Origin of the sequence: Geobacillus genomosp. 3 (assembly GCF_000445995.2) — a bacterium.
Lineage (GTDB): Bacteria > Bacillota > Bacilli > Bacillales > Anoxybacillaceae > Geobacillus.
Genome location: NC_022080.4, coordinates 3,320,672 through 3,343,988, shown reverse-complemented (window position 1 = coordinate 3,343,988; position 23,317 = coordinate 3,320,672). Strand labels below are relative to the sequence as shown.

The following is a 23,317-nucleotide window of genomic DNA, read 5'->3' as shown; positions in this document are numbered from 1 at the left end:
GTTTTTTGTTTTTATAAGGAAAGCCACAAACTGAGCGCTAACAATAGCCCCGCCGCCCAATGATGCCGGGCCGCCCATTTCATGCCGTTCGCTTGTTCAGCTTGGCTAGCCCCCGGACGGAAACAGAGGCAAAGACGGATAGCAAGCGGCAGCGCAAGCCCTGTCATCGCGGCAAACAAAGGGACGACATGCCAAACGATCAAGGCAGCAATCGATAAATAGGCGGAGACGAGAAGAAGCACAAGCAGGCGCACCGCGTTTCTCCGCCCGAGCCGCATGGCCAATGTGCGGCGAAACGGCCGGTCTTTTTCGATGTCGCGGATATTGTTCGTCAAAATCATTGAGGCAATGAGGAAGGCAAACGGGATGGACAAGGCGAACACAGCAGCGTCGGGCGCATGGCCGTGTACGGCATAGGCGAGCATCGTGATGACCGGACCCATGCAGATGGCAGCGGTTAACTCGCCCAACCCAAGCGCAGCGAGCGGGCGCGGCCCCGCCGAGTAGGCGATCCCGCATGCGATGGCGACAACGCCGACCCATGCGACGGCTATATGGCTTTGCCATGCCAAATACCCGCCCAAGGCGCCGGCGGCAACGAGCATGACGCCAGCGGCGGCGGGAATCAGCCGGTGGGCAGGGCCATGGCCGGGGGTGTCCGTCCATTTGTCGCCGTCTTGGCCGCGCAGCCGGTCAAAATAGTCATTGAGCATGTTGACGGCCGATTGGATCAAGACAGAGGCGATGAGCATAGTCAACAACGCGCCGGGCCGCATACTCGCCTTTTTCGCTGCAAACGCGGCAGCAGCCAGCACAGGGCTGATCGTCCCGCTCCATGTCGGCGGGCGCATTAAGTGAAGCCATGAAAAACGGTAAAACAGCGGTTGGCTTTCGTTGTGATGTTTATGGCTCAACAATGTCTCCCCCTCGTTTCCATCAAGAAAGTAAAAGCATGCATATGAGCAACACGACAAACCCGGCCGCTTCCACCGATTGGACGGCGACGATCGACGCCATGGCTTTTTTTAATGGCCCATCGTCACCGTCTTCAGCCTGACGCCAAAGCTGTTCATCGGCAAACACGGCCATCGCTTTTCGGTAGCCGACAAACGTCCCCCAGCTGAGCGTTGTGAGCCCGGTCAGGAGGGCGGCTAACCATAAGCGGCCGTAAACAGTCCCCCATACGTCCGCCCAACGGTGAATGGGACCAGCGACGGTACCGAGCAAGATTCCGGTTATGATCACGACAGCGCCCGCGGCGGCAAGTGGCCGATGCGACCGCTGCATAAGCGAGCGGAAAAATGACCGGCGCTGCAGCGGCGGCATTGATTGGGCGGCCGGGTACACCGCCCAGCCAATGAATGCGATTCCCCCTACCCATATCATCGCAGCGGCAATGTGCACTCCCAGCAAGAAGTCGCGTACTGTCCAAACCATAGGCGAGCCCCTCTTTTGTTTCGTTTACCATCAGTATATATGGTTGATGGGGACCAGTTTGTGATAGCCATCACATCAGTTAAAAAAAGAAGGCTGCCAAAAGGCAGCCAAGTTAAAGAGCCGTTTTGCCGGTTTTCGGATGGGCTATGTTGCGCCTCAGCGCGGGGTATATGTGGCGAGCGGTGTCGCGGCCGCAGCCGTCGGGCCGGCAAACGGATATTCATAGGCGATTTCGCCTTCAAACGTGACGTAATCAAGATAAATCATAGGGATTAGATAGCGCGTTCCCGTTTGCGGATCGCTTAAGATGACATGGTCGCGCCCGGCTGCTTCAATGACGCCGCGGAACACTTTCGCATTCCACTCACGGTTGTTTTCAAACGTCGCATAGACGGTGGCGATTTTTCCTTTATTTAGCCGCAAAATGTTTTCAATGTACGATTCTTCGATCGGCAGCATCCCCGGAACAGTCGGGCCGGCGGTGGCGGGTGCAGCGGCGGTGGTCGGTGTCGGCGTCGGGGCGGCAAACGTCGGTGCTTGCAAACCAAAGGTCGGCGCAGCAGCCGTCGGCGGGTAATAGGCATACGGGTACGCCGCCGGATAGTACGGCTGCGGATACGGGTAACCGTACGGATAAGCCGCATACGGTTGCTGCCGCTCCGGGTCGAACGGCGCATAGTAATGGTATTGCTGTTCCTCATCAAGCGGATAGAAATTGTTTTCTGTATGGTTGGACATGAAAAAACCTCCTCATCAAACATGTTAATAAACGCGCGGACAATCGGATGGAGTCGGCGCGAAGAAACAGTGCGACTTGTAGCGGCCGACGTTCCATTGGTTGAACCATTGCGGCGGGCAAGGCTCGCCTTCAGGCGGACGGAAAAACCAAAGCGCGTTTGTCGCCGGGTGATAGCGCCAACCGCGGAGCACTTGGCGGGCTAGTCCGATATCCACTTCGCGCGCCCGTTGGTAAAAGTACCCTTTTTGCACCGCCTCAAAGCCGCCCGGGCTTTGGAACACCATTTGCCGGATGGAGCGGATGCCGCGGAAGTCAAGGCAGTCGGCGATGACGCGGTTGACGCCGACGTTGCCGACCATGAGCATCCCAAGCCGCCCGTCTCCTTCCGCTTCAGCTCGCATGAGCCGAGCCAGCAACTTTACTTCCTCTTCTGTGTGGGCTACAATGGAGGGAGCGATCTGACCCATATCGTCACCTCAGTCGTTGTGAATTTCGACAGTAATAGGCTATTGATGGAACGGGAAAATGGTGACAGGCGGACAAACGGTTTAAACGGAATTTCTGATTTATATGTATGGGGCAGTTGGGCTGTATATGACAAAAACAGGGGAGGTTGGCCAAAAAGGAAATCAGATTATGAAATATTTTTTGTCCTGAAGGGATCAAGCAAGGAATGAAACAGCTGATTTGTAACTGGCGTGCAAAGGAATGACGGCGGAAGAAATCGCTCATTTGGCTGACCTTTCAGGGGAAGATGTTCGCCGGTTGCCTGAAGAATAGGAACATAAGCGAAGGGGCCCTGCCGCGTTTGGGCCCCTCTTTTTTATACATGGAAGAATGAAGAAACTTTTTCCACCGGCAAGCGGGTGCCGACGAAAAACGAACCAAACTCGCCAAAGCGGGCGCTGACTTCGTCAAAGCGCATTTCATAAACGAGCTTTTTGAACTGGAGCGCATCATCGGAGAACAACGTGACGCCCCATTCGAAATCATCCAAACCGACCGACCCGGTGATGATTTGCGTCACTTTGCCGGCGTATTTCCGGCCGGTCATGCCGTGGGCGCGCATGAGTTCGCGCCGCTGTTCCATTGAGAGCATATACCAGTTATCTTGGCCTTGGCGCCGCTTGTCCATCGGGTAGAAGCAAATGTAGTTCGTTTTCGGCAAAATCGGGTACAGGCGCCGGCGCACTTCCGGAATTTGATACGGGTCTTCGCTGCCGGACGCCAAGTAGTTGCTTAGCTCCACGACCGAGACGTACGAATACGCCGGCAGCAAATACTCGGCGAGCTTTGTTTTATTGAGCGCCGTTTCAATATCATGAAGTTCATCAAGTGTCGGGCGCAAAATCATAAACAGTATATCCGCTTTCTGTCCGACGATCGTGTAGATGGCATGGCTGCCTTGCTGTTCGCTTTCCGTCGCTTCCCATTGATCGACGAGCGCCAAAAACTCATCAATCGCCGCTTGGCGTTCTTCGTTTGTCAATGTTTTCCACGCGCTCCAGTCGATTGTGCGGAAGTCGTGCAAACAATACCAACCGTCTAACGTTTGGGCCGCTTCGCTCATCATCGTCACTCCTTTATTCAATCAATCGTACAGTATCACTATATCATAGTTTGGCCAAAAAAGCGGATGTTCGTGCACTAGGCGAAAGATACTGAATTGTTCCAAAAGGTGAATTATTGGTTGGAAAGGCTTACTAGCGTTGCGTTTCCCATCCAAAGCGGTATGCTTAATAGTAGAGGAAGGCTGGCGTGTTTCGTACGGAAAACGCCAGTCGATCATAAAGGAGGCATGAATCGTGGCAAACGATTTATTTACGGCATTAAAGGTGAAAGTTGACGGCACCGGGCGGAAAATTGTATTTCCGGAAGGAACGGATGACCGCATTTTGACGGCGGCGAGCCGTTTGGCGGCAGAGCAAGTGCTTCAGCCGATCGTCCTTGGCGATGAGCAAGCAGTAAGGGTGAAAGCAGCTGCGCTTGACTTGCCGCTTGAAGGGGTGGAGATTGTCAATCCGCGCCGCTATGGCGGGTTTGATGAGCTCGTTTCCGCGTTTGTCGCGCGTCGGAAAGGGAAAGTGACGGAAGAAGCGGCACGCAAACTGCTTCTGGATGAGAACTATTTTGGGACGATGCTTGTCTATACAGGGGCAGCCGACGGCCTTGTCAGCGGGGCGGCCCACTCGACGGCCGATACGGTCCGCCCGGCGCTGCAAATTATTAAAACGAAACCAGGCATCCGCAAAACGTCCGGCGTGTTCATCATGGTGCGCGGCGAGGAAAAATATGTGTTTGCCGATTGCGCCATTAACATCGCCCCGGACAGCCAAGACTTAGCCGAAATTGCGGTCGAGAGCGCCCGCACGGCGAACATGTTCGGCCTCACGCCGCGCGTTGCGATGCTCAGCTTTTCGACGAAAGGGTCGGCCTCGTCGCCGGAGACGGAAAAAGTGGCGGAAGCGGTGCGGCTGGCGAAAGAAATGGCGCCGGACCTCATCGTTGACGGCGAGTTCCAATTTGACGCCGCCTTCGTCCCGGAAGTGGCGAAAAAGAAAGCGCCCGATTCCCCGATTCAAGGCGACGCGAACGTCTTCATTTTCCCGAGCCTTGAGGCGGGCAACATCGGCTACAAAATCGCCCAACGCCTCGGCGGCTTTGAAGCGGTCGGTCCGATTTTGCAAGGGCTGAACAAGCCGGTCAACGACTTATCGCGCGGCTGCAGCGCCGAAGACGCCTATAAGCTCGCGCTCATCACCGCGGCGCAGTCGCTCGGGGAGTAAAGAGGCGGCGGACCGAAAAAAAGAAGTCAGAAACGGTTCGTTTCGCCAAAGAATGGGCGACACCTTGTTCATGCATGGCTCGGGGTCAAAGAAGGCGGCTGGCTGCTGTTTAGCCGCTTTCTTTTTTTGCCGGTCGTAATGGTTCCGGCTTGATGTGGTATAATGGGAGCGGAACGTTCAACGTAAGGGGTTGCTCGCGATGAGCCATGAACTGCTGCGGCAGCCGAAATGGCGGGTCATCGACCAGTCGCATTTCGGTCCGCTGTTTGATGCGAAACAATCGTTTGCCATCGATGATGCATTATGCACCGCGGTTGGCGCGGGACAGTCGGATGCGGTCGTCCGCACGTGGGTGCATGAGAATACCGTCGTCTTAGGCGCCGCCGACACTAAGCTTCCTTATATTGATGAGGCCGTTTCGTTTTTGCGCAAGGAAGGGTACCACGTCGTCGTCCGCAACTCCGGCGGGCTGGCTGTTGTCCTTGACGGCGGAGTGCTGAACATCTCGCTCATTTTCCCGGAAACGAAACACAAGATCGCCATCGAACAAGGGTATGAGGCGATGTATGCGCTCATTGCCGCCATGCTCGCGCCATACGGCGCCCGCGTCGAGGCGGGGGAAGTCGTTGGCTCATACTGCCCGGGCAGCTATGACTTAAGCATCGGTGGAAAAAAATTCGCCGGCATCTCCCAACGGCGCGTGCGCGGTGGGGTCGCGGTACAAGTTTATCTTTGCGTCACCGGCAGCGGCGCAAAGCGTGGCGAGCTCATTCGCCGCTTTTATGAGATCGGCCGGCAAGGGGAAGAAACGAAATTCACTTACCCCGATGTCGTCCCGGGGGTGATGGCATCGCTGTCTGAACTCATTGGCTGCGAGTTGTCAGTCGACGAGCTGTTGCTCGCCCTTTGGCGCACGCTGCAATCGCTTGGCGGCGCCTTGTATTCGTCCGTTCTCGACGGTGAAGAATGGGAATGGTATGAACAATATTGGACGCGCATTGTCGAACGAAATGCCAACGTATTCACCAAAGAGCCAATGGAAGACATCAACGGGTAACGTCTGTTCGCTGTGATCAAGACAAAGAGCTTCGTTGCTCGCCAACGGCGTTGAGAAGGGCCGTTTTGGCTGCCGGAAACAAAGATGGTAAACGTCCAACTAAAAGGAAAGGATGCCGCTATCTTCACCCGGCATCCTTTGTCGTTACTCGGCGATTTTTTCTAAATTTCCATTTGAGTCCATGCGGAAAGTCAACCCCCGCTCTTCTTCTTCCTTCAACACCATTTTGCGTGCCCGGTTAATGATTTTGACAAGCGTCTCAAAATCTTCTTGGACGGTTGACGAGTTTTCTTCTAATTTCGCAACCTTTTCTTCAAGTTCCGCATTTTTTTGCTTTAATTCTTCAATTTCGCGGCGCAGCCGCTCGTTTTCTTTGACCAGCGTTTCCCGTTTTCGTTCGTGCGATTGGAACGTTTTCAAAAAGGCGATCACCTGATCAAGCGTTACGGATTGAGGTTGCGGTGCCGCCGGGATGACAGCCGGCAACTGCATTACGTCGCCAAGCTCCTCCAATGACGGCATCGGCGGTTCATACAGGCGCCGCTTCTTCACCCCACCTTGTTTGGCGAGCAGCCGCTGCCGCTCTTTTCGGTGTTTTTTCGCCATTTGCAGCGCTTCTTCGTATTGGTGGCGGACGACCGCGTTCCAGCGGAATCCGCAGGCGGCCGACGTCCGGTTCAACTTATCGCCGACTTCTTCAAACGCGTTTAGTTGAGTGCTTCCTTCCCGTACGTGGCGGAGCACCGTTTCCGCCAGCAATAAATCGTCTTCTTCCGTCCAAGCGTCTTGTCGTTGTTTCATCATTCTCCACTCCTTTTTCGCTGCTAGTAAAAGGATGGGCAAAAAGAAAAAAAATTATACGTTGCGAGTTTACAGGATTGGCAACTTGTAAGAATGAAAGCCGCTTGCTTGCAATTTTCCCGCGAAAGCGGTAGAATACACAAAGCAAACGCTGTGGAAAGGGATGAAAAGTGATGGCGAACGAGTTTCGCGTTTGCGATGACTGCAAGGCGCCGAACTTAAAGACATTGCTTCCGCGCTTGAAAAAGCTCGATCCGGATGCGGTCATTAAAATCGGCTGCCAGTCGTATTGCGGTCCGGGACGAAAAAAAACGTTCGCCTTCGTCAACAATCGCCCGGTGGCGGCATTGACGGAAGACGAACTGATCGATAAAATTGCCGAAAAACTGAAAAAACGCTAATCGGTCACCTTCTTTGCCGAAAGAAGGTGATTTTTTGTTTTTTCCGTCAATAATGGAGAAAGGCGGGGAAAAAAGTCAACTATTTCTTTGCCAAAAGAAACGGCGTATAATAGATGTATGTTGGAGACGGAAGAGGAGGACGCGATGTATCCCGGCGGGCAGCTTCATGAAGAAAAAGTATTTAAAGATCCAGTGCATCGGTACATACATGTTCGCGACAAAGTCATTTGGGATTTGATCGGTACAAAAGAGTTTCAGCGCCTGCGCCGCATTAAGCAGCTCGGCACGACGTATTTGACGTTCCACGGCGCCGAGCACAGCCGATTCAACCATTCGCTTGGCGTTTATGAAATCATCCGCCGCATCATCGACGATGTGTTCGTCGGCCGCGACCATTGGGACCATAACGAGCGCCTTCTTTGCTTATGCGCGGCGCTGTTGCACGACTTGGGGCATGGGCCGTTTTCCCATTCGTTTGAAAAAGTGTTTCACCTTGACCATGAAGATTTTACGAGAGCGATCATTTTAGGCGATACGGAAGTAAATGCCGCGCTGCGTGCGGTTGATGGCGATTTTCCGCAAAAAGTGGCGGAAGTGATTGCCAAGACGTACTCGAATAAGCTCGTCGTCAGTCTCATCTCGAGCCAAATTGACGCCGACCGGATGGACTATTTGTTGCGCGATGCGTACTACACCGGCGTCAGCTACGGCTATTTTGACATGGAGCGCATTTTGCGCGTCATGCGTCCGCGCGAGGACCAAGTGGTTATTAAGCGAAGCGGCATGCATGCGGTTGAAGATTACATTATGAGCCGCTATCAAATGTATTGGCAAGTGTACTTCCATCCGGTGACGCGCAGCGCTGAAGTCATTTTGACGAAAATTTTGCATCGGGCGAAACAGCTGTACGAAGACGGGTATGCCTTTCAGACGAAGCCGGTTCACTTTTTGTCGTTTTTCGAGGGCCATGTAACGCTTGGCGACTATTTGGCGCTCGATGAAGCGGTCATATTGTTTTACTTCCAACAATGGCAATACGAGCGGGATCCGATCTTAAGCGACTTATGCCGGCGGTTTGTCCACCGCCGCCTGTTCAAATATACGGAATTCCATCCGACAAACGAGCAAATGGCAAAGCTGATCGAGCTGACCGGCCTGTTTAAAAAGGCTGGGATCGACCCGGACTATTACTTAGTCGTCGATTCGTCATCCGATTTGCCGTACGATTTTTACCGGCCGGGCGAAGAAGGCGAGCGCCTGCCGATTTACTTGTTGATGCCGAACGGGGAATTGCGCGAGCTGTCGCGCGAATCGGTGCTTGTTGACGCCATTTCCGGCAAGCGGCGCACCGACCATAAGCTCTATTTCCCCGCTGATTTTCTTGAAGACATGTCGACGAAGCGGACAGTAAAGAAAAAAATTATGGAAATTTTAAAGGGTTAGGAGATGACGGGGAGTGCTCACAGAGCATGCGAAAGTGATGAAGGCGTTGGCGGCCGCCGGGGAAATAGCGGGCCGCAAAAAGCTGCAAAAAATGATTTACATCGCCAAGAAGCTCGACTTTCCGTTTTATGAGAAGTTTGACTTTCACTTTTACGGCCCGTATTCGGAAGAGTTGACGTGCCGCATCGAAGAGCTGTGCGCGCTCGGCTTTTTGCATGAAGTGAAAGAGAAAAAAAGCGGCTATGTGCAATACCGCTACACATTGACCGAAGCGGGCGAACAGTTTTTGCGCCATTACGACTGGGAGATGCCGGGCCTTGCCGAATGCATGCAGGCGATGAACGGACAAAACGCGCGCTTTTTGGAGCTTGTCTCGACCGTGCTCTATTTTGAACATTTGCCAAAAGACGACGTAAAAGAGAAGATCGCTGTCCTAAAAAGCAAACAGCGCTATACCGAGGACGAAATCGAAGAGGCGTATGCGTATATTGAGGCGCTGCGCAGCCGATGCCACAAGAGCGCTTGTGTGTAGACGGGTGGAAAATGCGGTTTCAACGGATCGTCAGTTGGCCATAGACGAAAAGGTGTCCCATTGTTCCGGGGACACCTTCTTCATTAATGCGGCAAAAACGCCAGCTGCAAAAAGAACAGCACCGCAAGCACGTACAACAGCGGGTGCACGTCGCGCCAGCGGCCGCGGGCGATTTTTAAAAGCGGGTACGAGACGAAGCCGAGCGCGATGCCGGTCGCGATGCTGGAGGTGAGCGGCATGCTTAAGATGATGAGAAAGGCCGGGAACGCCTCGTCCAATTCGCGCCAATCGATATGGGCGATGTTGCTGATCATCAAGCTGCCGACGACAATGAGCGCCGGAGCGGTGATGGCGGAAAGCCCAGCAACGGCGCCGACGAGCGGGCTGAAAAAGGCGGCTGCGATAAACAAAATGGCGACCGTGAGCGCCGTCCAGCCGGTGCGGCCGCCGGCGGCGACGCCGGTTGAGGATTCGATGTACGCGGACGTCGGGCTCGTGCCAAACATGGCGCCGATCGTCGTCGCGACCGAGTCGGCCAAGAGCGCCTCGCGGGCGCGCGGCAACGTGTTTCCTTTCATCAGCCCGGCTTGCTGGGCGACGCCGATCATCGTGCCGGTCGTGTCAAAAAGCGTGACGAGCAAAAAGGAAAAGACGACAGCGTACAAGCTGTGGCTAATGACATCGCCGACGGCCGCGAACGGATTGGCGACGACAAGCCCGTCCGGCAGCGCCGGCAGCGACACAATTCCTTTGTCAAAGTGAAGCTGACCGGTCGCGTAGGCGATGACGCCGGTGATGACCATGCCGTAAAAGAGCGCGCCGTTGACGCCGCGCATCATGAGTACAAGCGTCACGGCGAGGCCGATGAGCGTCAACAGAGCCGACGGGGCATGCAAGTTGCCAAGCGCCACTAAATTTTGCGGATGAGCTTGAATGATTCCGGTCAGCCGCAAGCCGATGAAAGCGATAAACAGCCCGATGCCAGCGGTGATGCCGTGCTTCAAACTGTCAGGGATCACTTCGATCAGCTTGCTGCGGAGCGGGGTGAGCGACAGCAGCAAAAACAGCACCCCGGCCACGAACACGGCGGAAAACGCAGTTTCGTACGAAATGTCGCCGTGCGACCCGACGACGGAATAGGCGAAGTACGCGTTCAGCCCCATGCCGGGCGCGATGGCGATCGGATAGTTGGCGAAGATGGCCATCCAAAGCGTGCCGACAACGGTGGCGATGACAGTGGCGGTGAACGCCTGTTCAAACGGGACGCCGGCGTCCGACAAGATGACCGGATTGACGACGATGATATATACCATCGTTAAAAATGTTGTCAACCCGGCGAAAATTTCCGTTTTGTGGTCGACAGTGTTGTCCGAAAAACGAATCATAGGCAACCTCCTAAAAACGAACAATATGAAAGACAACTATAATAATATTCGTTTTTATCCCAAAAAGCAACGGGGACGCCCGCTGGCGCCCCCCGTTTGTTACTCCGCGTCGCTCAGCCGTTTTCCGGCGACGGCATAATGGTCTTTTGTCATTTCTTCGATGAACACGACCACGCTCTCTTTTTTCGCCCCGGTCGTTTCCACAACGGCGTCGGTCACTTTTTCCACCAGCGCTTTCTTTTGCTCGTCCGTGCGGCCGGCGAGCATTTTGATCGTGACGTACGGCATAGCCATTCCCTCCTAATTTTATTGTCGAGTGCTGTCGCGCTTATTATACCATGCGGCAAGGAAGTTGAGTCCACTTTTGACGGTAAATCATGTATACTAAGGATAGTGAATACAGGGGAAAAGGAGTTAATCACGTGGAACACATTTTGCCGTATTCGTTAAGCGAAATTCCGTATGTGCTCTTGACGCTGGCGCTGGCGTTTTCCGTGCACGAATTCGCCCATGCGTATGTCGCGTACAAGTTCGGCGACCCGACCGCGAAAAATCAAGGGCGGTTGACATTATCGCCGTTTGCCCATTTGGATTTGCTTGGCACGCTGCTCATTTTCTTGGCTGGATTTGGCTGGGCGCGGCCGGTTCCGGTCAACCGCTTCCATTTTAAAAATCCGCGCCTGGCCGGCATTCTTGTGTCGGTCGCCGGGCCGCTCAGCAATTTGGTGCTGGCCGGGCTCGGGTTTGTCATCTGGTATGCGATGATCGATTTCGGCATCATGCGGGCGTTGCCTGATTGGTTTGCGGCCGGGTTCGATATGTTTTTCCAAATTTTTATCGGCTTGAACACCGTCTTGTTTGTGTTTAATTTATTGCCGTTTCCGCCGCTTGATGGGTATCGTATTATTGAAGATTTGGCGCCGGACGGGTTGCGGGCGAAAATGACGCAATGGGAAAACTACGGGGCGCTCATTTTCCTTATTCTCGTGCTGACGCCGCTCGACCGTTATACGATTGAGCCGGTGTTTCAAGTGGCGCTGCCGTTTGTGCTTGAGAACTTGCAGTCGTTGGCTGCCAGCTTGTTTATGTAGGAAGGAGGAAGAAGCGAGTGGAGCAAAAAAAGAAAAAAAACATCGGGTTTAACATCATTAAGGACGATCCGACCGACGGGCACCGCGGCTTTGGCGCCGGGGCGTTGAGCTTGGAAAACGTGTCGCCGGTCATCATTGACGTCGAAGCGGGCGAAGCGTTCGTCGACATGGGGGCGATGCATGCGCGCAGCGCTGTCGAGCGCGGCATTAAATTTTTGCCCGACCGTTCCGCCGTCCCGAACGGCAAGCCGTATTGGATCGTCTGGGTGACGATCGAGCGTGGCGCCGACGGCCCGTATTACGCCGGGGTGACGGCGTGCGAAATGACGGTTGATCGCGAGGCGCGCCGCGGCTATAAGCTGTTGCCGGAACATGTGAACCGGCTCGATAAATCGCTGAAGCGGCACATTATCGTCGACCATATGGACGCCAAATCAAAACGGGTGCTCGCGAACTTTTTGAAAGGCCACGACATCGAGATATGGAACCGCTCGAGCGATAAGCTGAAACAAGATTTGGAAGGGGAAATGTGACGGTTTTGTGAAAAGATATGGGCAAGGGCTTGTTCTTGTTTGGAAAAAAGGATAAACTAAATCTACATGTATAACACAGGAAAACTAGGACAAGAAAATCCCCTGCGTGCAAACGCAGGGGATTTTCTTTAGAACCACGGCAGCCATTTTTCCCACCAACTTTTGCCGTCTTCTTTTTTCTTCTTTTTCTTTTCCCAATGATCAGTGCAATAGTCGACCGGTTCTGTGCCGGCGATATAATACGTTTTCCGCTTCACCGGGCACGAATCGGTCGCCAGCTTTCCGTTTTGCGGGTCGACGTAGACGCCGATGACGCCTTTGGTCGGCTTAAACGATTTTTCCGGCTCGCCGGCGAGGCTTTCCTCCATAAAACGAACCCATATTTGTTTCGCGTATTGTTTCTCATCAAAGCGGCTCATCGTCTCACCGCGGTCGTACCCGGTCCAGACGCCGGCAACAAGTTGCGGGGCGAAGCCGATCATCCAGCTGTCCGTTTTCGTCGTTCCGGACTTGCCGGCGTACGGGCGCGTCATTTCATCGGCGATCGACTGCCCGGTGACGGTCGTATAGCCGTTGAGCTTTGGATCGAACATCCCGGTCATTAAGTGGGCGGTCACAAACGCCGCGTCGCGGTCGAGTACTTGCTCGCTTGCCGGTTTGTGTTCATATAAGACGTTTCCGTTCGCGTCGACGACTTTTTTAATGAACACCGGGCCCGCTTTTTTGCCGTAGTTGGCGATCGTGCCGTATGCGGCGACCATGTCGATCATTTTCACCGGCGACGTGCCAAGGGCGAGTGACGGCACGGCCTTCAGTTTGCTCGTAATGCCGAGCGCTTTCGCTGTTTCAACGAGTTTAGCGGCACCGATAAACTGCAGCGTTTTGACGGCGAAGACGTTGTCGGAGACGGCGAGCGCCTGGGCAAGCGTAATCGGGCCGTCCGCGTAATAGTCGTTGTAGTTATGCGGCGTATACGTCGCCCGGCCCCCGTCAAACGTAAAGGTGGTCAGTTCGCTGCGCAGTTGCGTCGACGGGGTAAACCCTTGCTCGATCGCCGCGTAATACAAAAACGGTTTAAACGTCGACCCCGGCTGGCGTTCGGCTTGCACAGCGCGGTTGAACGGGCTTTCTTCATAATCGCGGCCGCCGATGAGCGCCTTTACTTCCCCTGTGCGCGGATCCATGGCCACCAATGCCGCCTGGATGGCGGAATGGGGGCTGATGACTTGCTTAAATTGTTCTTCGGCGATTCGCTGCAGGCGCCGGTCGAGCGTTGTGTAGACGCGCAATCCCCCGAGCTCGATCGTCCGCTCATCAAGGCCAAGCTTCGTGCGCAGCTGCTGTTTGACGACATCTTGGAAATACGGGGCCATGGGCTGCTCCTGTTCGCGGTGGCGGACGTAAACGAGCTTGTCGCGGTACGCCCGCTCCGCCTCTTCGCGGCTGATGTAGCCCGCTTCCACCATGGAGGTGAGCACGATTTTTTGCCGCGCTTTCGCCCGCTCTTCGTTCACAAGCGGCGAATAGTAGTATGGGCCTTTCGGAATGCCGGCTAACATGGCCGCTTCGCTTATCGTCAGTTCATCGGCATGCTTGCCGAAATAATAACGCGCCGCCGCCTCGATGCCGTAGGCGCCATGGCCATAGTAAATGGTGTTTAAATAGCCTTCTAAAATTTTTTCTTTGCTGTAGTTGGCTTCAAGGCGGATCGTGTACAGCGCTTCTTGAATTTTCCGCGACCACGTTTTCTCATGCGTTAAAAACAAGTTGCGGGCATATTGCTGGGTGATCGTGCTCGCCCCTTGCACTTTGTCCATGGCCTGGATGTTGGCCAACACCGCGGCGGCGATCCGTTTCAAGTCAAATCCGTGATGTTCGTAAAACTTTCGATCTTCCACGGCGATCGTCGCTTCAATGACGTGCGGGGAAATGTCATCAAGCCGGACCCAGTACCGCTTTTGCCCATGGTCGCTTTCCCCGATTTTGCGGCCGTCATCCGCGTAAAAAATCGTCGTTTGCGGCACGGCAACCGGCGGGGCGCCCTCGATTTTGGCGAACAAAATAAAGCTCCCGAGGGCGGCGGAAGCAAAGATCGCAAGAAAAACACTAATAAACATGGCGGCGCGCACATATTTCCACGTGCCGCGAAAACGGCTGCCCGGGATCGGTTCCATTGCGCATCACCTCGGCGATGTTGGCGGAAAAGCGCGTCGTTTGGCCCTCTGGCGAAATGCAGCGGGCGGGCGCTCCCCGCTTTTCTTACTAGTATGAAAAAAATTTTTTTATTTTAAACTTGTTCCCCTTGCATTTTTGCTAGATTGCTCTATACTTTTTCATGTTTAGTTTTTCGTTGGCAAGGGAAACTTGATAGTAAGCAATGTTCGGAGAAAGGATGTTACCGATGGAACTATGGTTTACGGAAAAGCAGACAGAACATTTTGGCATCACGGCACGCATTACCCGCACTTTACATACAGAACAAACGCCGTTTCAAAAGCTTGATATGGTCGAAACGGCGGAGTTTGGCAACATGCTCATTTTAGACGGCATGGTGATGACGACGCAAAAAGACGAATTCGTCTACCACGAAATGGTCGCCCATGTGCCGTTGTTCACCCATCCTAAGCCGGAGAACGTCCTTGTCGTCGGCGGCGGCGACGGCGGCGTCATCCGTGAAGTGTTGAAACACCCGAGCGTCAAAAAAGCGACGCTCGTGGAAATTGACGGCAAAGTGATCGAGTATTCGAAAAAATATTTGCCGGAAATTGCCGGAAAGCTTGATGATCCGCGCGTCGAAGTGAAAGTCGATGACGGGTTTATGCACATCGCCCAAAGCGAAAACGAATACGACGTCATTATGGTCGACTCGACGGAACCAGTCGGCCCGGCGGTCAACTTGTTCACCAAAGGGTTTTATGCCGGGATCGCCAACGCGTTGAAAGAGGACGGCATGTTCGTCGCCCAAACGGACAACCCGTGGTTTAAAGCTGACTTGATCCGCAACGTCTACCGCGATGTGAAAGAAATTTTCCCGATCACCCGTTTGTATACGGCGAACATTCCAACGTATCCGAGCGGGCTCTGGACGTTTACGCTCGGCTCGAAAAAATACGACCCGCTTGCGGTCAGCGACGACCGGTTCCACGACATTGACACGAAATATTACACGAAAGAGCTGCACAAAGCGTGTTTCGTACTGCCGAAGTTTGTCGCGGACTTGGTGAAATGAGGGGGAAGATGAATGCGGTTTGATGAGGCTTACTCCGGCAACGTCTTTATTGGCAGCCATCCGAATTTCGAGGAGAGCGAAGCGGTCATCTACGGGATGCCGATGGATTGGACCGTCAGCTACCGGCCCGGTTCGCGGTTCGGTCCGGCCCGCATCCGCGAAGTGTCGATCGGCCTTGAAGAATATAGCCCATATTTGGACCGGGAGCTAAAGGATGTCCGTTACTTTGACGCCGGCGACATCCCGCTGCCGTTTGGCAACGCCGCCCGCAGCTTGGAGCTGATAGAACAGTTCGTCAGAAAAGTGCTTGATGCCGGCAAGTTTCCGCTCGGTCTCGGCGGCGAACACCTTGTCTCTTGGCCGGTCATCAAAGCCGTGCACGACTATTACCCGGATTTGGCCGTCATTCACATGGACGCCCATACCGACTTGCGCGAACATTACGAAGGCGAGCCGTTGTCGCATGCGACGCCGATCCGCAAAGCCGCCGATCTCATCGGCCCGACGAACGTCTTTTCGTTCGGCATTCGCTCCGGCATGAAAGAAGAGTTCGAATGGGCGAAACAAAACGGCATGTACATCGCCAAGTTTGACGTGCTTGAACCGCTCCGTTCGGTGCTGCCGAAACTCGCCGGCCGCCCGGTGTATGTGACGATTGACATCGATGTGCTCGACCCGGCCCACGCTCCGGGTACGGGAACGGTGGATGCCGGCGGGATTACATCGAAAGAGCTGTTGGCGGCGATCCATGAGATCGCCCGCTCTGACGTTCGCGTTGTCGGCGCCGATTTAGTGGAAGTCGCGCCGATTTACGACCATTCGGAACAAACCGCCAACACAGCGAGCAAGCTTGTGAGAGAAATGCTGCTCGGCTGGGTGGTGAAGTGAACATAGGAAAAAGCGCCTAAATCGCCAATGTGCGAGGGCGCTTTTTTTTCTTGGGTAGGGCCAAAGGAGCAGGAATATAAGGGTACGGAACATAATAATATGTAATATATTAACAAAAGAAAAGGGGGGAGGGGGAACAAAGATGGGCGTGAAGCTGATCAAAATTTCCGTTGTCTACTTTGTCATTGGCGTCTGTATCGGTCTTGGCATGTCCATGACCCATTCGTTTACGCTGACTCCGGTTCATGTCCATATTAACTTGCTCGGCTGGACCGCACTGACGCTTGCCGGTATTATTTATCATTTATTCCCGCAAGCAGCAGCCACCAAGTTGGCCAACGTTCATTTTTGGCTGCACAATATCGGGTTGCCGGTTATGATGATCGGTCTTGTTTTCGTCGTTTACGGCAACGAAGCGTTCGTGCCGGTGACGGCCATCGGCGGGGTGCTCGTCGTCCTCGCGGTTATTGCGTTTGCCGTTAACGTGCTGCAAAACGTTCGGACACCGTCATAAAATGTGGTTGGAGAAAAGCTCCAAGGCTTCGGCTTTGGGCTTTTTTCTTTTTGGCGAACGGGGACAGAAACCCGCCGCCAAGCTTGTCCCCCCTTGAATCGGACGGGGCAGTTCTTTATACTTAATGTTATGACTGTTTTGCTCGCAAAGGTGTGTTCAGCCATGAAGGAACGAAATGGTATGCCGGTGCAGCTTCGCCAAGTCGCTGTCATCCGCGACAGTGCGCGCCGGGAGACGGTCGTGCTTGAGGCGGACGGTGTGTATTACATAAAAGGGACAACGGGCTATTTGCAGTTTGAGGAGGAAAACGAACTGGGGCGGGTGAAAACGACGGTGAAAATCGCGCCTGAGGAAGTCGTCGTCATTCGCTCCGGGGCGGTCGAGATGCGGCAAACGTTCCGCCGCCGGCAAGAGCTGCCCGGCCATTACCAAACGGCGTTTGGGCGGTGGGCGATGGCGGCGAAAACGGATGCGATCGAGTTTCACTATGACGACAAGCGGAAGCGGGGGCGGCTCTTTCTCTCCTACGAACTCGTGCTGCAAAACGAGCGGAGCGGGCGCCATACGTTGACGTTGACATTTAAGGGGGTATAAGCCGATGAACATTGTCGGACAAATGAAAGAACAGCTGAAAGACGAAATTCGCCAGGCGGCGGTAAAAGCCGGGCTCGTTTCGGCCGACGAGCTGCCGGAAGTGCTGCTTGAGGTGCCGCGCGAAAAGGCGCACGGCGATTACTCGACGAATATCGCCATGCAGCTTGCCCGCCTTGCGAAAAAACCGCCGCGGGCGATCGCCGAAGCCATCGCCGCGCAGCTCGACCGCGGACGCGTATCGGTGGCGCGCGTTGAGGTGGCGGGGCCGGGCTTTATCAACTTTTACATGGACAACCGCTATTTGACGGCGGTCGTACCGGCGATTTTGCAGGCCGGACAAGCGTACGGCGAATCGAACGTCGGCAACGGGGAAAAGGTGCAAGTCGAGTTCGTCTCCGCCAACCCGACCGGCGACTTGCATTTGGGCCATGCCCGCGGCGCGGCGGTCGGCGATTCGCTTTGCAACATTTTGGCGAAAGCCGGCTTTGACGTGACGCGCGAATACTACATTAACGACGCCGGCAAGCAAATTTACAACTTGGCGAAATCGGTCGAAGCCCGCTATTTCCAAGCGCTTGGCACCGATATGCCGCTGCCGGAGGACGGCTATTACGGCGACGACATCGTCGAAATCGGCAAACAGCTGGCCGAGGAATACGGCGACCGGTTCGTCCACGCCGATGAAGAGGAGCGGCTTGCGTTCTTCCGCGAGTACGGTCTTCGTTATGAGCTCGACAAAATTAAACAAGATTTGGCCGCATTCCGTGTTCCGTTTGACGTCTGGTATTCGGAAACGTCGCTTTATGAAAGCGGCAAAATCGATGAGGCGCTCTCGACGTTGCGCGAGCGCGGCTACATTTACGAACAAGACGGCGCGACATGGTTCCGTTCGACCGCCTTTGGCGATGACAAAGACCGCGTGTTAATTAAGCAAGACGGCACGTATACGTACTTGCTTCCGGACATCGCCTACCATCAAGACAAGCTGCGGCGCGGGTTCAAAAAGCTCATCAACGTCTGGGGGGCGGACCACCACGGCTATATTCCGCGCATGAAAGCGGCGATTGCGGCGCTTGGCTACGATCCGGAGGCGCTCGAAGTCGAAATCATCCAAATGGTGAATTTATACCAAAACGGCGAGCGCGTGAAAATGAGCAAGCGCACCGGCAAGGCGGTGACGATGCGCGAGCTGATGGAGGAAGTCGGCGTCGATGCCGTCCGCTATTTCTTTGCGATGCGCTCGGGCGATACGCATCTCGACTTTGACATGGACTTGGCCGTATCGCAGTCGAATGAAAATCCGGTTTACTACGTCCAATATGCACACGCCCGCGTCTCAAGCATTCTCCGCCAGGCGGAAGAGCAAAACGTGTCGCACGAAGGCGACCTCGCTTTGCATCATTTAGTGGAGACCGAGAAGGAAATTGAGCTGCTCAAGGTGCTCGGCGACTTCCCGGACGTGGTCGCTGAGGCGGCGCTCAAGCGGATGCCGCACCGCGTCACTGCCTATGCGTTTGAGTTGGCGTCAGCGCTTCATAGCTTCTACAACGCGGAAAAAGTGCTTGATCTTGACAACATCGAAAAAACGAGAGCCCGCCTTGCGCTGGTGAAGGCGGTGCAAATCACGTTGCGCAACGCCTTGGCACTCATCGGCGTTTCAGCGCCCGAACAAATGTAAACGAACAAACCGAACGGAGGGGGCGATTGCCCCCTTTTTGTTTGGACATCCTAAAGGAAAACAACGGTGGAGGATCAACGAATGAAAGAAGTCATCTTGTCGCTTGTCACTGGCATGGTCGTCGGTTGTTTATTCACGTTGTTCCGCCTGCCGATTCCGGCCCCTCCGGCGTTGGCCGGCATTGCCGGCATCGTCGGGGTGTATCTCGGGATGCGGCTGTTTCAATGGCTGGCGTTGTTTTGGAAATGAACGGCGGCCGCAGGATGGCAAGCTGATTCAATCCCGGCTGGCGCCATGTTGGCGATGTGAGATCGCCGCGGGCGCCGGCCGGGTTTTTTGTTTCGCGGTTTCGGCCGGGATTCTTTTGCCCTTTTGTCCGAGCGTTCGTCCAAGCGCCGGGTTTTGCCGGGAAAAAGGCTCATTTGGCGAGGTTCTCCCCCGCGGGGAAAGCCGCTGTTAGGCGGGTTGGTCATGAACATCGCCGGCTTTTTTCGCGTTGCCTACAGCCAGGCGGAAATCAGCTGGGAAATCGACTCTTTGCCGCGGTCAAGGAGCGAACGATTCCGCCAAAAATCGAGCGTCAGCGGCTCGGCGCGTGTCAAGTCACGTTCGATCGCCTGCCTGACGAGCCGGGTGAACGCACGGTCAAACACATAACAGTTAATTTCACTGTTTAAAAACAAACTGCGCCGATCGAAATTGGCCGTTCCGACATCGCACCATTCCTCATCGACGACAATCGTTTTGGCGTGGTAAAATCCTTGGTAAAAGCGGTAAACACGCGCCCCGGCTTGCAGCATTTGATAAAAATAAGGGTGGGCGGCTTCTCGCACAAATAAATGGTCGGCCTTCAGCGGCACAAGCACGGTGACGCGCACTCCGCGCTTGATTGCGCGCATCAGCTCGTTAAATAACGGCCGGCTCGGGATAAAATACGGGGTGCCGATCACGATTTCTTTTTTTGCATGACGGATGACATCGATATACTGTTCCTCGAGTGCGGCGCCATCGGTGGCGACCAATTGATGGCGAATGGCGCCGGCGCGAAGGGGCGGGAAGTAACGGGGTTTGTCAGCGACGGTTTTGCCCGTCGCCTCCTCCCAGTCGTGCAAAAATTGTTCCTGTAAGTCGTGTACCCCTTCGCCGCTGATTTTTAAGTGATAGTCGCGCCATTCCCCGAAATTGGCGTCTTTCCCATTGTATTCGCGGCCGATGTTAAAACCGCCCATGTACCCAACCTTTCCGTCAACGACCGTAATTTTTCGGTGGTTGCGGCGGTTGAGGCGGTAAATGAAAAACGGAAAGCGCGGCGGCCGGGCGTAGGCGAATTCGACTCCACTCGCCCTCAGCGAGCGGATGAGCGCTTTCGGCAACCCGAGGCTGCCGACCCAGTCGACCAACACTCGTACTTTCACTCCCTCGGCTGCTTTTTCCCTTAAAATTTGGAAAAATGGTGTCGTCGTTTCATCACTTTTGATGATGTAAAACAGGATGTGAATATGGTCGCGGGCACGGCGCAGCTCGGCAAAATAGTCGGAAAATAAATGCCTGCCGTTGACATAGAGCGTAATATCGCTTCTCCGTTCCGGATAGACGACTTTTTTCCGTCCGTTCCGGAACGCGAGCTGTCCGAGTTTGTCATCAAGATAAATGAGCATGAATATGATGGCAATAACAGCAATGACGGCCATGCCTTCCCCTCCTGTGCATCGCTTCAGTACTTATTAATGTGTCCTACAACGTACAAAAATAGCAAAGCTCGAGCCGCCGATTCCGTCCCGCCTGGCCGGATGGGCACTTAACGGTTCTTACAGGGGGCCGGTGCTTCGGATCCCGCCGTGTCCGGATCAAGCGCGAGCGGAGAGGCTCGTCTCGCCGACAACTATAAAGCCCCTTGTCCCCCTCTTTCGCTCGAAAGGGGAAACCTTCCTGACGGAAATGATAAAAAAGCTATTGACTGAATGCTCATTCATTTGTACAATAGACGTAAAGCGCAATTCTGAAAATTCCTTTTGTTATGTCAACAAAATCGCCGGAAAAGTGGGGGAAGGGGAGAGAAGATGAACGCCTTATTGTTGGTGAACTTGCTTGCGTTTTTATTTGTAACCGCTTACGCCATTTATTTGTTCGCGTATGTGGTGAAAACGCGGGCAATGTACATCAAACTTGGCAAAAAGGTTGAGTTTGACGAGAAAGTGAATGAGCGGCTGCGCAACATTTGGATCAACGTGTTCGGCCAGAAAAAGTTGCTTAAAGACAAAAAAAGCGGCTTGATCCACGTCGTCTTTTTCTATGGATTTATTCTCGTCCAGTTTGGCGCCATTGATTTTATCATCAAAGGGCTTGCGCCAGGGGCGCACTTGCCGCTTGGGCCGCTTTACCCATGGTTTACGTTTTTCCAAGAAATCGTCACCTTGCTCATTTTAATCGCCGTGCTCGCCGCCTTTTACCGTCGCTACATTGAAAAACTCGTCCGTCTGAAGCGCGATTTCAAAGCCGGGCTTGTGTTGATCTTTATCGGCGGATTGATGTTGTCGGTATTGTTTGGCAACGGCATGAGCATGATTTGGCATGGTGAGGAAGCGACATGGAGCGAACCGGTCGCCTCGCTCATTGCCGGCGCATTTTCGTGGGTCGGCGAAACCGGGGCGGCAGTGCTGTTTTTTGTCTCCTGGTGGGTGCATTTATTGATTTTGCTGACGTTCCTTGTCTACGTGCCACAGTCGAAGCACGCTCATTTGATCGCTGCGCCCATCAACGTCTTTTTCAGCCGGCTGACGCGGCCGAAGCTTTCGCCGATCAACTTTGAAGACGAAAGCCAAGAATCGTTTGGCGTCGGCAAAATTGAAGATTTTACGCAAAAGCAGTTGATCGACTTGTACGCCTGTGTCGAATGCGGCCGCTGCACGAGCATGTGTCCGGCGACCGGCACGGGGAAAATGTTGTCGCCGATGGACTTGATTTTGAAGCTGCGCGACCATTTGACCGAAAAAGGGGCGGTCGTCACGTCGCGGGCGCCATGGGTGCCGACGTTCGCCTTTAAAAATACGAAAGGCAATCAGCTGGCGTTCGCCGCGGCAGCCGAGCAGGCGGCGGCCATTGAAATGCCAAGCCTCATCGGCGACGTCATCACTGAGGAAGAAATTTGGGCCTGTACGACGTGCCGAAACTGTGAAGACCAATGCCCGGTCATGAACGAACATGTCGATAAAATCATCGACTTGCGCCGTTATCTCGTGTTGACAGAAGGGCGGATGAATCCGGACGCGCAGCGGGCGATGACGAATATCGAACGCCAAGGCAACCCGTGGGGGTTAAACCGGAAAGAGCGGGAAAACTGGCGCGAGCTGCGCGAAGATATCCACGTCCCGACGGTGAAAGAAGCGAGCAAAGCAGGCGAAGAGATCGAGTATTTGTTCTGGGTCGGCTCGATGGGCTCATACGACAGCCGAAGCCAAAAAATCGCCTTGGCGTTTGCCAAGCTGCTCAACGAGGCAGGCGTCAAATTTGCGATTTTAGGCAATAAAGAGAAAAACTCAGGCGACACGCCGCGCCGGTTAGGGAACGAGTTTTTGTTCCAGGAGCTGGCGACGAACAACATCGCCGAGTTTGAAAAGGCAGGCGTCAAGAAAATTGTCACGATCGATCCGCACGCCTACAACACGTTTAAAAACGAATACCCGGACTTCGGGCTCGAGGCGGAAGTGTATCATCATACCGAGCTGCTCGCCAAACTCATCGAGGAAGGGCGCCTCGTGCCGAAATACCCGGTCAACGAGCGCATCACGTTCCATGACTCGTGTTATTTAGGGCGCTACAATGACGTGTATGACGCCCCAAGGCAAATTTTGCGCGCCATTCCGGGCGTTGAGCTTGTCGAGATGGAGCGCAACCGCGAACGCGGCATGTGCTGCGGCGCCGGCGGCGGCCTCATGTGGATGGAAGAGACGACCGGCAACCGGATCAACGTCGCTCGCACCGAGCAGGCGCTCGCGGTCAATCCGACGGTGATCAGCTCCGGCTGTCCGTACTGCTTGACGATGCTGTCAGACGGCACGAAAGCGAAAGAAGTCGAGGATCGGGTCTCGACGTACGATGTCGCGGAACTGTTGGCGAAATCGGTGTTTGGTGAGGAAAAAGAAGAAGCCGCATCATAAAATGGTTGCATAGACAATTTCTATTTTTTAAAATAGTAAGTATAATGGGAGG

24 protein-coding genes are annotated in these 23,317 nt (G+C 54.4%); 14 read left to right on the top strand and 10 right to left on the bottom strand.

The features are described from left to right. Nucleotides 1-11: 11 nt before the first annotated feature. The 5 genes from M493_RS16680 to hemQ all read right to left on the bottom strand — a co-directional run bounded on the left by M493_RS16680 (nucleotide 12) and on the right by hemQ (nucleotide 3,746). Complete coding sequence (locus M493_RS16680; protein ID WP_020961565.1) at nucleotides 12-914, bottom strand: prenyltransferase; 903 nt, start codon at nucleotides 912-914, stop codon at nucleotides 12-14. Between the two features lie 22 nt (nucleotides 915-936). Then, nucleotides 937-1,437 (bottom strand): hypothetical protein, encoded by a 501-nt coding sequence (locus M493_RS16675; RefSeq protein ID WP_020961564.1) that lies wholly within the window; start codon nucleotides 1,435-1,437, stop codon nucleotides 937-939. A 156-nt stretch (nucleotides 1,438-1,593) separates the two neighbouring features. Continuing rightward, nucleotides 1,594-2,175, bottom strand: a complete 582-nt coding sequence (gene gerQ, locus M493_RS16670) for a spore coat protein GerQ (protein ID WP_020961563.1) — start codon at nucleotides 2,173-2,175, stop codon at nucleotides 1,594-1,596. A 24-nt stretch (nucleotides 2,176-2,199) separates the two neighbouring features. After that, the gene (locus M493_RS16665) at nucleotides 2,200-2,643 is read right to left on the bottom strand and encodes a cell wall hydrolase (protein WP_020961562.1); all 444 of its coding nucleotides are present in this window, start codon (nucleotides 2,641-2,643) and stop codon (nucleotides 2,200-2,202) included. Between the two features lie 356 nt (nucleotides 2,644-2,999). Then, nucleotides 3,000-3,746: a hydrogen peroxide-dependent heme synthase gene (gene hemQ, locus M493_RS16660; RefSeq protein ID WP_020961561.1), complete on the bottom strand. Its 747-nt coding sequence runs from the start codon at nucleotides 3,744-3,746 to the stop codon at nucleotides 3,000-3,002. Between the two features lie 235 nt (nucleotides 3,747-3,981). On the opposite strand from hemQ, the gene pta reads away from it, so the two are divergent. Both pta and M493_RS16650 read left to right on the top strand, forming a co-directional pair. Then, the gene (gene pta / locus M493_RS16655) at nucleotides 3,982-4,962 is read left to right on the top strand and encodes a phosphate acetyltransferase (RefSeq protein WP_020961560.1); all 981 of its coding nucleotides are present in this window, start codon (nucleotides 3,982-3,984) and stop codon (nucleotides 4,960-4,962) included. A 199-nt stretch (nucleotides 4,963-5,161) separates the two neighbouring features. Further along, complete coding sequence (locus M493_RS16650; protein WP_020961559.1) at nucleotides 5,162-6,019, top strand: lipoate--protein ligase family protein; 858 nt, start codon at nucleotides 5,162-5,164, stop codon at nucleotides 6,017-6,019. A 144-nt stretch (nucleotides 6,020-6,163) separates the two neighbouring features. On the opposite strand, the gene M493_RS16645 is transcribed toward M493_RS16650, so the two are convergent. Then, nucleotides 6,164-6,820, bottom strand: coding sequence for an RsfA family transcriptional regulator (locus tag M493_RS16645; RefSeq protein ID WP_020961558.1), 657 nt, complete (start codon nucleotides 6,818-6,820; stop codon nucleotides 6,164-6,166). 173 nt (nucleotides 6,821-6,993) lie between these two features. On the opposite strand from M493_RS16645, the gene M493_RS16640 reads away from it, so the two are divergent. The 3 genes from M493_RS16640 (at nucleotide 6,994) to M493_RS16630 (ending at nucleotide 9,196) form a co-directional block, all read left to right on the top strand. Beyond that, nucleotides 6,994-7,221 carry a DUF1450 domain-containing protein gene (locus M493_RS16640; protein WP_020961557.1) on the top strand — a complete coding sequence of 76 codons (228 nt, stop codon included), beginning with the start codon at nucleotides 6,994-6,996 and terminating at the stop codon, nucleotides 7,219-7,221. Nucleotides 7,222-7,365: 144 nt separating this feature from the next. Continuing rightward, the gene (locus tag M493_RS16635; RefSeq protein WP_020961556.1) at nucleotides 7,366-8,664 is read left to right on the top strand and encodes an HD domain-containing protein; all 1,299 of its coding nucleotides are present in this window, start codon (nucleotides 7,366-7,368) and stop codon (nucleotides 8,662-8,664) included. Between the two features lie 13 nt (nucleotides 8,665-8,677). After that, complete coding sequence (locus M493_RS16630; protein WP_020961555.1) at nucleotides 8,678-9,196, top strand: YwgA family protein; 519 nt, start codon at nucleotides 8,678-8,680, stop codon at nucleotides 9,194-9,196. An 83-nt stretch (nucleotides 9,197-9,279) separates the two neighbouring features. Here the strand turns inward: M493_RS16630 and M493_RS16625 are convergent, their stop codons facing one another. Together M493_RS16625 and M493_RS16620 are read right to left on the bottom strand one after the other, a co-directional pair. After that, entirely contained in the window at nucleotides 9,280-10,581 is a 1,302-nt protein-coding gene (locus tag M493_RS16625; RefSeq protein WP_020961554.1) for an NCS2 family permease, read from the bottom strand. A 99-nt stretch (nucleotides 10,582-10,680) separates the two neighbouring features. Then, nucleotides 10,681-10,869, bottom strand: coding sequence for a 2-hydroxymuconate tautomerase (locus M493_RS16620; protein WP_020961553.1), 189 nt, complete (start codon nucleotides 10,867-10,869; stop codon nucleotides 10,681-10,683). A gap of 134 nt (nucleotides 10,870-11,003) precedes the next feature. Here M493_RS16620 and M493_RS16615 point away from each other — a divergent pair, with 134 nt between their 5' ends. Together M493_RS16615 and M493_RS16610 are read left to right on the top strand one after the other, a co-directional pair. After that, the gene (locus tag M493_RS16615) at nucleotides 11,004-11,672 is read left to right on the top strand and encodes a site-2 protease family protein (RefSeq protein ID WP_020961552.1); all 669 of its coding nucleotides are present in this window, start codon (nucleotides 11,004-11,006) and stop codon (nucleotides 11,670-11,672) included. Between the two features lie 17 nt (nucleotides 11,673-11,689). Further along, on the top strand, nucleotides 11,690-12,205 hold the full coding sequence (locus M493_RS16610; protein ID WP_020961551.1) for a YwhD family protein: 516 nt from the start codon (nucleotides 11,690-11,692) through the stop codon (nucleotides 12,203-12,205). A gap of 128 nt (nucleotides 12,206-12,333) precedes the next feature. Here the strand turns inward: M493_RS16610 and M493_RS16605 are convergent, their stop codons facing one another. Further along, nucleotides 12,334-14,379 (bottom strand): transglycosylase domain-containing protein, encoded by a 2,046-nt coding sequence (locus tag M493_RS16605; RefSeq protein WP_020961550.1) that lies wholly within the window; start codon nucleotides 14,377-14,379, stop codon nucleotides 12,334-12,336. A gap of 227 nt (nucleotides 14,380-14,606) precedes the next feature. Between M493_RS16605 and speE the strand changes: the two genes are divergently transcribed. The 6 genes from speE to M493_RS16575 all read left to right on the top strand — a co-directional run bounded on the left by speE (nucleotide 14,607) and on the right by M493_RS16575 (nucleotide 19,357). After that, complete coding sequence (gene speE, locus M493_RS16600; RefSeq protein ID WP_020961549.1) at nucleotides 14,607-15,434, top strand: polyamine aminopropyltransferase; 828 nt, start codon at nucleotides 14,607-14,609, stop codon at nucleotides 15,432-15,434. Nucleotides 15,435-15,446: 12 nt separating this feature from the next. Beyond that, nucleotides 15,447-16,322, top strand: coding sequence for an agmatinase (speB, locus tag M493_RS16595; protein ID WP_020961548.1), 876 nt, complete (start codon nucleotides 15,447-15,449; stop codon nucleotides 16,320-16,322). 142 nt (nucleotides 16,323-16,464) lie between these two features. Then, on the top strand, nucleotides 16,465-16,836 hold the full coding sequence (locus M493_RS16590) for a hypothetical protein (RefSeq protein ID WP_020961547.1): 372 nt from the start codon (nucleotides 16,465-16,467) through the stop codon (nucleotides 16,834-16,836). Between the two features lie 162 nt (nucleotides 16,837-16,998). Further along, nucleotides 16,999-17,430, top strand: coding sequence for a DUF1934 domain-containing protein (locus M493_RS16585; RefSeq protein WP_041267805.1), 432 nt, complete (start codon nucleotides 16,999-17,001; stop codon nucleotides 17,428-17,430). 4 nt (nucleotides 17,431-17,434) lie between these two features. Further along, the gene (gene argS, locus M493_RS16580) at nucleotides 17,435-19,108 is read left to right on the top strand and encodes an arginine--tRNA ligase (protein WP_020961545.1); all 1,674 of its coding nucleotides are present in this window, start codon (nucleotides 17,435-17,437) and stop codon (nucleotides 19,106-19,108) included. Between the two features lie 81 nt (nucleotides 19,109-19,189). Continuing rightward, nucleotides 19,190-19,357, top strand: coding sequence for a XapX domain-containing protein (locus tag M493_RS16575; protein WP_020961544.1), 168 nt, complete (start codon nucleotides 19,190-19,192; stop codon nucleotides 19,355-19,357). 251 nt (nucleotides 19,358-19,608) lie between these two features. On the opposite strand, the gene cls is transcribed toward M493_RS16575, so the two are convergent. Further along, a complete protein-coding gene (gene cls / locus M493_RS16565; RefSeq protein WP_020961542.1) occupies nucleotides 19,609-20,799 on the bottom strand; it encodes a cardiolipin synthase in 1,191 nt (396 codons plus the stop codon). A gap of 369 nt (nucleotides 20,800-21,168) precedes the next feature. On the opposite strand from cls, the gene M493_RS16560 reads away from it, so the two are divergent. After that, a complete protein-coding gene (locus M493_RS16560) occupies nucleotides 21,169-23,265 on the top strand; it encodes a heterodisulfide reductase-related iron-sulfur binding cluster (RefSeq protein WP_020961541.1) in 2,097 nt (698 codons plus the stop codon). The last annotated feature ends 52 nt before the right edge of the window (nucleotides 23,266-23,317 follow it).